3 protein-coding genes are annotated in these 7,666 nt (G+C 67.3%); 2 read left to right on the top strand and 1 reads right to left on the bottom strand.

The genetic code is table 11. The annotated features are described in order from the left end of the window. The first annotated feature begins 48 nt into the window (after positions 1-48). Both ON45_RS16265 and ON45_RS16260 read left to right on the top strand, forming a co-directional pair. A complete protein-coding gene (locus ON45_RS16265) occupies positions 49-1,812 on the top strand; it encodes an NAD(P)H-dependent oxidoreductase subunit E (RefSeq protein ID WP_083915073.1) in 1,764 nt (587 codons plus the stop codon). Then, positions 1,809-2,660, top strand: coding sequence for a 2Fe-2S iron-sulfur cluster-binding protein (locus ON45_RS16260; RefSeq protein WP_040495116.1), 852 nt, complete (start codon positions 1,809-1,811; stop codon positions 2,658-2,660). Before ON45_RS16265 ends, ON45_RS16260 begins: the two co-directional genes overlap by 4 nt. A 34-nt stretch (positions 2,661-2,694) precedes the next feature. Here ON45_RS16260 and ON45_RS16255 read toward each other — a convergent pair whose 3' ends face one another. After that, positions 2,695-7,443: an NAD-glutamate dehydrogenase gene (locus tag ON45_RS16255; protein ID WP_040495117.1), complete on the bottom strand. Its 4,749-nt coding sequence runs from the start codon at positions 7,441-7,443 to the stop codon at positions 2,695-2,697. Positions 7,444-7,666 lie beyond the last annotated feature (223 nt).

Below are 7,666 nucleotides of genomic sequence, written 5' to 3'. Positions count from 1 at the left end.
CGTTACGTGACGGGTCTGACCCGTCACGTCACGCTCACGGGGTGGCCAGTGGCTGACCTGAAGCTGCGAGTCGACACGTCGACCGACGCGGAACGGTCGGCCGTGGATGCCGTGATTCCCGCCGACGAGCGAGCGGTGATCCAGGAGACCGAGCGATTGGTGCGCGGCGGAACGGCACGCCGACGCGAGCGACGGCATCTGCTGCTCCCCGGCCTGCACGCGCTGCAGAACGAGACCGGGTGGATCAGCCCCGGCGGGTTGAACTACCTCTGCGACGCGCTCCAGGTCCCACCTGCCGAGGCGTACGGAGTCGCCACGTTCTACGAACTCTTCCGCACGACCGACCCGGGACACACCGATGCCGTCCATCACGTCTGCATGGACACCTCGTGCCAGATCGCAGGTGCGGCCGATCTCGCCGCCGCGCTCGAGGCCGAAGGCAACCGGGTGCATCGAGGTCCGTGCTTGGGCCAGTGCGAGCGGGCTCCCGCGCAGTTCGTGCAGGGTCGAGGGACCCCCGACTCGGTGCCCGCCGACGCGCCGTCGATCACGGATCCCACCGGCTACCGCCTCCCACAGCACGGGTCCGCTGAGCTGCGCATCCTGCACCGGATCGGTGTCGTCGATCCCACTTCGCTGCAGTCGTACCGCGACAACGGCGGCTACAACATGCTCCGCTACGCGCTCGCGATCGGTGCCGATGCGGTGATCGACGAGATCGGTTCGGCGGAGCTGACCGGTCGCGGGGGAGCGGCGTTTCCGACTGCCGTCAAGTGGCGCTCCGTGCGCGGCGAACCCAGCGGATCGAAGCACGTGATCGCGAACGCCGACGAGTCCGAACCGGGGACGTTCAAGGACCGGATCCTGATGGAGAACGATCCGTTCGCGGTGATCGAGGCGTTGACGATCGCGGGCGTCACGACCGGAGCGGCCAACGGCTGGATCTACATCCGTGGTGAGTACCCCCTTGCGACGACCCGACTCCAGCACGCGATCGACGAGGCTCGCTCCGAGGGGTTGTTGGGTCGGAACGTGATGGGTTCGGGTCAGGCGTTCGACATCGAGATCCGTCGGGGCGCCGGCGCCTACATCTGCGGTGAGGAGACCGCGTTGATGGAGTCGATCGAGGGCTTTCGCGGCGAGCCGCGCAACAAGCCGCCGTTTCCCACCACGCACGGTCTGTTCGGCGAGCCGACCGTCGTGAACAATCCCGAGACTCTGCTGAACGTGCTCGACATCCTGGAGTACGGCGCCGAGCACTACCGGTCCCGCGGGTCCGACGCCTCGAACGGCCATCGGTTGTTCTGCGTGTCGGGCCACGTGGCGGTTCCCGGCGTGTACGAGGTTCCGTTCGGAATCGCGCTCGGCGACCTGATCGACCTCGCGGGTGGACCCACCGGAACGATCAAGGCGGTCCTGCTCGGTGGAGCCGCAGGGTTCTTCGTCGGGCCCGACGACCTGGGTCTCGAACTCTCGCTGGAGGCGACCCGGAGTGCCGGGGTCACGCTCGGCTCCGGTGTCGTGACGGTCTTCGACGACACCGTCGAGTTCGAGCCGCTCGTGCTGCGCATCGCGGAGTTCTTCCGGAACGAGTCGTGCGGACAATGCGTCCCGTGCCGCATCGGCGTCGTTTGCCAGCACGAGGTGCTCGTCGAGATGTCGGAGCGAGGCTCGCTCACCGATGACCGCCATCAACTGATCGACGACATGGCGCGCGCGATGGCCGACGCCTCGATCTGCGGACTCGGACACACGGCGGCGGGAGCCGTCCAGTCGGCGATCCGCCTCGGCCTCGTCGGAGGACGATCGTGACGCAGCAACGGACGGAGACGCAGACGCAGGTGAGCGTGCGGATCGACGGCGCGGACGTCGCGGTCCCCGCCGGGTCGACGATTCTCGATGCGTGCAACGCGGAGGGCATCGACACCCCGACGATCTGCTACGCCGACAACCTCACCCCGGTGAACGTCTGTCGGGTGTGCGTCGTCGAGGTCGAGGGAAGCCGCACGCTCGTGCCGTCGTGCTCGCGGGTGGCCGAAGACGGGATGGAGATCCAGACGGACTCCGAACGCGTCCGGCACAGCCGCAAGATGGTGCTCGAGTTCCTCGGCTCCGGTGTGGATCTCAGCCAGGCCGACGAGATCAACGCCTATTCGGCGCGCTACGACGCCGACGTGACGCGCTACGTCGAGGGTCACGAGGTGATCGACGAACCGATCCGCATCCAGGATGACCTGTACATCCGGGACTACGACAAGTGCGTCCTCTGCTACAAGTGCGTCGAGGCCTGTGGCGATGACGCGCAGCACACGTTCGCGATCGCGGTGGCCGGCCGCGGTTTCGGCAACCGGATCTCCACCGAGTTCGACGCCACCTTGCCCGACTCGGCCTGCGTCTACTGCGGAAACTGTGTTGCGGTGTGTCCCACCAACGCCTTGCAGTTCAAGACCGAGTTCGATCTCCGGCACGACGACAACTGGCATGAGGACGAGCAGACCGTCACCACGACCGTCTGCTCGTACTGCGGGGTCGGCTGCAATCTCGAGTTGCACGTGCAGGACAACGAGATCGTCAAGGTCACCTCACCCGTGGACCATTCGGTCACCCACGGAAACCTCTGCATCAAGGGCCGTTTCGGCTACACGTACGTCGGCAACTGAGCCGGTTCGTCGGTGACCGGCACCAAGGAACGTCTCAGTCGGAGCCGACGGCGGTGAGGGTGAGGTTGCGGAGTTGGCGGAGGGCGACGGACAGGGTCGTGAGGTCGAAGCTGTCGGCTCGGCGGATCTCGGTGTGCATCCCCAATGCTCGCGTCGCCGGTCGCCCGTTCGCCTCGATCCATGCGTGGGGGTCGCCCCCGGCGGTGTCGAGAACGTGGCCCGTCAGCGAGGCGAGCACCGCCAGGAGGTCGTCACGGAGGGCGGCGCGGCCCTGCGTCTGCCACCGATCGGATCGGGGGAGCGCGCCGATCCCGTCCCACAGCCACGCCAGGTCGAGCGCCTCGAAGACCGCCCAGTAGGTGCGCGCTGCCTCCAGCACGTCGCAGGCCCGCGGCCGAGCCACCTCGACGATGTCGAAACCTGTGTGGAGCCACGGCCACTGCGATGCGCGTGCTGCGAGTTCCGGCGGGACTCCCTGCTCGATGTGCTGCTGGCGCAACTCGACGATGTCGTCGTGGACCCGGCCGGTCGCCGTATCGACCATGGCGGTGGACAGCGTGCGGATGTCGGTACGGAAGGCGCCGATGGCACCGGCGATGTCGAGCGGGGGACGCCGGTTGCGCAACAGCCAGGTCGCGCACCGCTCGGCCATCCGGCGGAGGTCGAGGAAGAGGTCGACCTGGGCGTCCGGGTCGAGATCGACGAGGGTGTCGATCTCACTCCACTGCTCGGCGAACTGCGTGACCTCGCGGGCGACGATGAACGCGCGGGCCACGTCGGTCACCGTGGCGCCCGTCCCCTCCGTCATCCGGTGGTCGAACGAGATGCCGGACAGGTTGACCATGCTGTTCACGACCGAGGTGGCGACGATCTCCCGACGGAGTCGATGTTCGCGGAGGCGATCGGGATACCGCTCGCGCAGCGCCAACGGGAAGTACGCGAGGAGGTCGGCATCGAGTGCGGGGTCGTCGGGAAGATCGGAGTCGAGGATCTCCTGGACATCGACCTGTTTCGTGTAGGCGATCATCACGGCGAACTCGGGCGTGAGCATTCCCTGACCGTTGGCCTGGCGTTCGGCGAGCGCCTTGTCGCTCGGCAGGAATTCGAGTGATCGGTCGATGAGGCCGTCGGACTCCAACGCGTCGAGGTAGCGGGCGTGGACGTTGACCATCGGGTGCGCTTGCCGACGGGCGATCATCAGCGCCAGCGTCTGTGCCCGGTTGTCGTCGAGCACGAGTTCGGCGACGTCGTCGGTCATCTCGGCGAGGAGTTCGTTGCGTTGCTTGACCGTGAGGTCGCCGGCATGGACCAACTGATCGAGCGCGATCTTGATGTTCACCTCATGGTCGCTGCAGTCGACTCCGGCCGAGTTGTCGATCGCGTCGGTGGCGATCAGTCCGCCCGTCGCGGCGAATTCGACACGGCCGAGTTGGGTGAGGCCGAGGTTGCCACCCTCGCCGACCATCGCGCAACGCAGATCCACGGCGTCGACCCGCACCGGATCGTTCGCCCGGTCGCCGACCTGTTCGTGGGTCTCGGTGCTCGCTTTCACGTAGGTCCCGATGCCGCCGTTCCACAACAGGTCGACCGGCGCGCGCAGGATCGCGGAGATCACGTCGTCGGGACGCAACTGGGAGACCGATGGGTCGATGCCGAGACTCCGGCGGACGGCGTCGGTCAACGTGATCGCCTTCAAGCTCCGTGCGAACACCCCGCCGCCGTCCGAGATCAGTGTTTCGTCGTAGTCGGCCCAACTCGAGCGAGCCAGATCGAACAGGCGGGACCGCTCGGCGAACGACACGGCAGGGTCGGGGTCGGGGTCGAGGAGGATGTGGCGATGATCGAACGCGGCGACGATCCGGAGGTGCGGCGACAACAACATGCCGTTGCCGAACACGTCTCCCGACATGTCGCCGATGCCGACAACGGTGAATTCGTCGGTCGCGAGGTTCTTTCCGAGTACCCGAGCGTGTCGCCGCACGCTCTCCCAGGCACCGCGCGCGGTGATGCCGATCGCCTTGTGGTCGTAGCCGTTGCTGCCGCCGGACGCAAACGCGTCTCCGAGCCAGAAGCCGCGTTCGACCGCGATCTCGTTCGCGATGTCGCTGAACGTCGCCGTCCCCTTGTCCGCCGCGACGACCAGGTACGGATCGGGGCCGTCGTGGACGACGCAGTTCGGCGGCGAGACGACGTCACCGTCGACGACGTTGTCGGTGATGGAGAGCAGCGCGGTGATGAATCGGCGGTAGCGATCGATTCCTTCGGCCCGAAACGCGTCACGATCGCCCGGTGCCGCCTGCGATCGGCGCACGACGAATCCGCCCTTGGCCCCGACCGGGACGATGACGGCGTTCTTCACCATCTGCGCCTTCACGAGACCCAGGACCTCCGTGCGGAAATCCTCGGGGCGATCACTCCACCTCAGTCCGCCACGCGCGATCGGCCCGGCGCGCAGGTGCACGCCTTCGACCCACGCTGACGAGACGAAGATCTCGAACGCTGGTCGTGGTTCGGGAAGGAACGAGATCTCCGACGGCCGGAGTTTCACGGCGATCTCGTCGCTGTCGCTGAACGCGTTGGTCCTGACCGTCGCCTCGATCAGCGTGAGGAACGCCCGGCAGATCCGGTCGTCGTCCAGCGATGGCACCTCGTCGAGAGCGCGTCCCAGGCGTTTGCTCACTGCCGCGACCTCTCGTTCGCGCTCCTCGGCCGACACCGTGCCGGTGGGGTCGAACTTGGCGGTGAACAGTTCGACGAACAGCGCGGCGATCTCGGGTTGCGACGTGAGAGTGCGTTCGATGTACGAGCGGCTGAACGCGAGCCCGCCCTGGCGGAGGTAGCGGTGGTAGAGGCGCAGGACGGCGACCTGGCGGATCGACAGGCCCGCGGAGAGCACCAACCGGTTGAGTCCGTCCGACTCGATCGTGCCCGCGGCGAGACCCACGAACGTCTGCTCCACCTCGTTGGCCTGATCGTCATCGATCCGACCGACGTCGAGGCGCACGTCGATGTCGTAGAAGTAGGTGGTGCCGTGTGGTCCACGGAACTCGGAGGGTCGCTCCTCGAGTGCGTGCATGCCGAGGTGATCGAGAATGGGGACGAGTTCGGACATCGTGGCGTCGCGACCGGTGAGGAAGATGCGGAACCGGATCACGTCGTCGGGCGCATCGAGCGATCGTCCGAACGACGTGGTCACGCGGACCTCGCCGGCAGGTGTGCGCAGATGTTGCGCCACGCGTGCGAGATCGCTGATCGCCGATTCGGGCCGGGTGCGTGCCCGGTAGTCGGACGGCACCGACTCCTTGACCGTCGCGAAGATCTGTCGTCCCTTCTCGTCGCCGAAGCCGTCGATGAGGGCGAGTTCGACGCGTTCGTTCCAGCTGCGTGTCTGGATGTCGATCCGCTCGGCGAGCCGCTCGAGATCGACCGCGCCGTTCTCCGCTCGAACGGTCGCCGAGACGCGTGCGAGCGAACTCGAGTCGAGCGTCGTCTCGACGTCGCGGACTTCGCCGGAGTAGTGCTCGCCCAGGATCTCGGCCACGGTGTCGGGGAGGCCCGCGTTGAAGCGCACGCGAGGCACGTGGACGAGCACGGTCGTGAACGGACCCACCGGCTCGGCGACGTCGAACACTCGCACGATGCGCCGCTCCTGGATGCCGACGATCCCGATGACCAGCTCGGCCAGCCGATGGCTGTCCAGCTCGAACATCAGGTCGCGCGGGAGCGTCTCGAGCGTGTTCTTGACGGCGCGGCCGAGAAAGCTGCGCGCGGAGACACCGGTGAGATGCATCACCTCGCGGGCTCGATCGGACACCACCGGAATCGCGAACACGCTGTCGCGATAGGCGCCGCTGCCCAACAGCCCGACGAAGCGGTGCGTGATGTCGGTGCCCTCCGGACGGATCGCCAGCGCGGTCATCCGGACGGGTCGATGGATGACCGAAACCGCGTTGGTACGTGCGATCACGAACCGCTGGTCGCCCTCCATGCTCGGTGGGTCGACGACGTTCGGGTCGAGATGTCCTGTCGAGCGGAATGTGCCGAGCACGGAGTCCGGATCGAGGATCAGCCCGTCGGGCGTTCGCTGGTACGACGCCGCTCCGAGGAACACGAAGTGCGGGTCGGCGAGCCAATCGAGCAGCGGGTCGCCGTCGGCGACGCCGGCCAGGCGGTCGCGCATCGGTACGAAGTCGGCGACGATCTGCTGGACGTCGGCGATCGCCGAGCGGACCGCGTCCTCCAGCTCCCGGCGCACGCTCGATCGACACCGGTCGAACTCGATCTGCGTCCAGGCCTCGATACGTTCGCCCGCGTGGTCGCCCGCTGCGTGAGTCGAGAGCCCGGGATCACCGTTGCCCGCGCTCGCTTCGACCCCGGTGAGGGTCCCCGTCGCGTCGCGGTCGACCGACAGCATCGGGTGGACGAGCAGGTGGATGCCGAGCTCGAAGCGTTCCAGCACGATCCGCACCGTGTCGACCAGGAACGGGATGTCATCGGTGACGAACAGCAGGATCGACCGGTCGGTCTGCCATCCGTCACGCTCGAAATCGGGCGACAGGACCTCGACCTGCACGTCGTGAGAGGGACGCGTTCGGCCGAGACGGAGGTGCGCGAGGCCGGCAGCGTAGATGTCCTCGACGCGTCGACCGCCGGCGTCGGCGTCGGACACCTGGCGGTAGTAGTGGCGGAGGAACCGGGCGAGCAGCGGATCGTCCGGGTGTCGTTCGGCTGCGAGCGAGGCCAACGCCTCGAGCGTCGTCGCCTCCTCCCGTTCGGTCACCATCGGTTCCCCATTCTCGGCGATCGCCGTTGACCGCCACGACCCAACGTAACGCGATGCCACCCGGCGCCGATGCATCCCTGACAGGTTCGAACGACCACAATCGGAGTCGATGGACTTCGACCTTCCTCCCGAGGATCACCCCACGCGACAGCGCGTGCGCGATTGGCTGCGCGACAACCCGAAACCGACCGGCAGGCAACTCGCCGAGGCCGGGTACGTGGTG

Origin of the sequence: Ilumatobacter nonamiensis YM16-303 (genome assembly GCF_000350145.1) — a bacterium.
GTDB classification, from domain to species: Bacteria; Actinomycetota; Acidimicrobiia; order Acidimicrobiales; family Ilumatobacteraceae; genus Ilumatobacter_A; species Ilumatobacter_A nonamiensis.
This window is presented reverse-complemented; position numbering and strand designations above follow the sequence as displayed.

Coding starts and splice junctions, on each gene's coding strand:
- ON45_RS16255 (WP_040495117.1), bottom strand. CDS start 7,443: ATGGTGACCGAACGGGAGGAGGCGACGACGCTCGAGGCGTTGGCCTCG.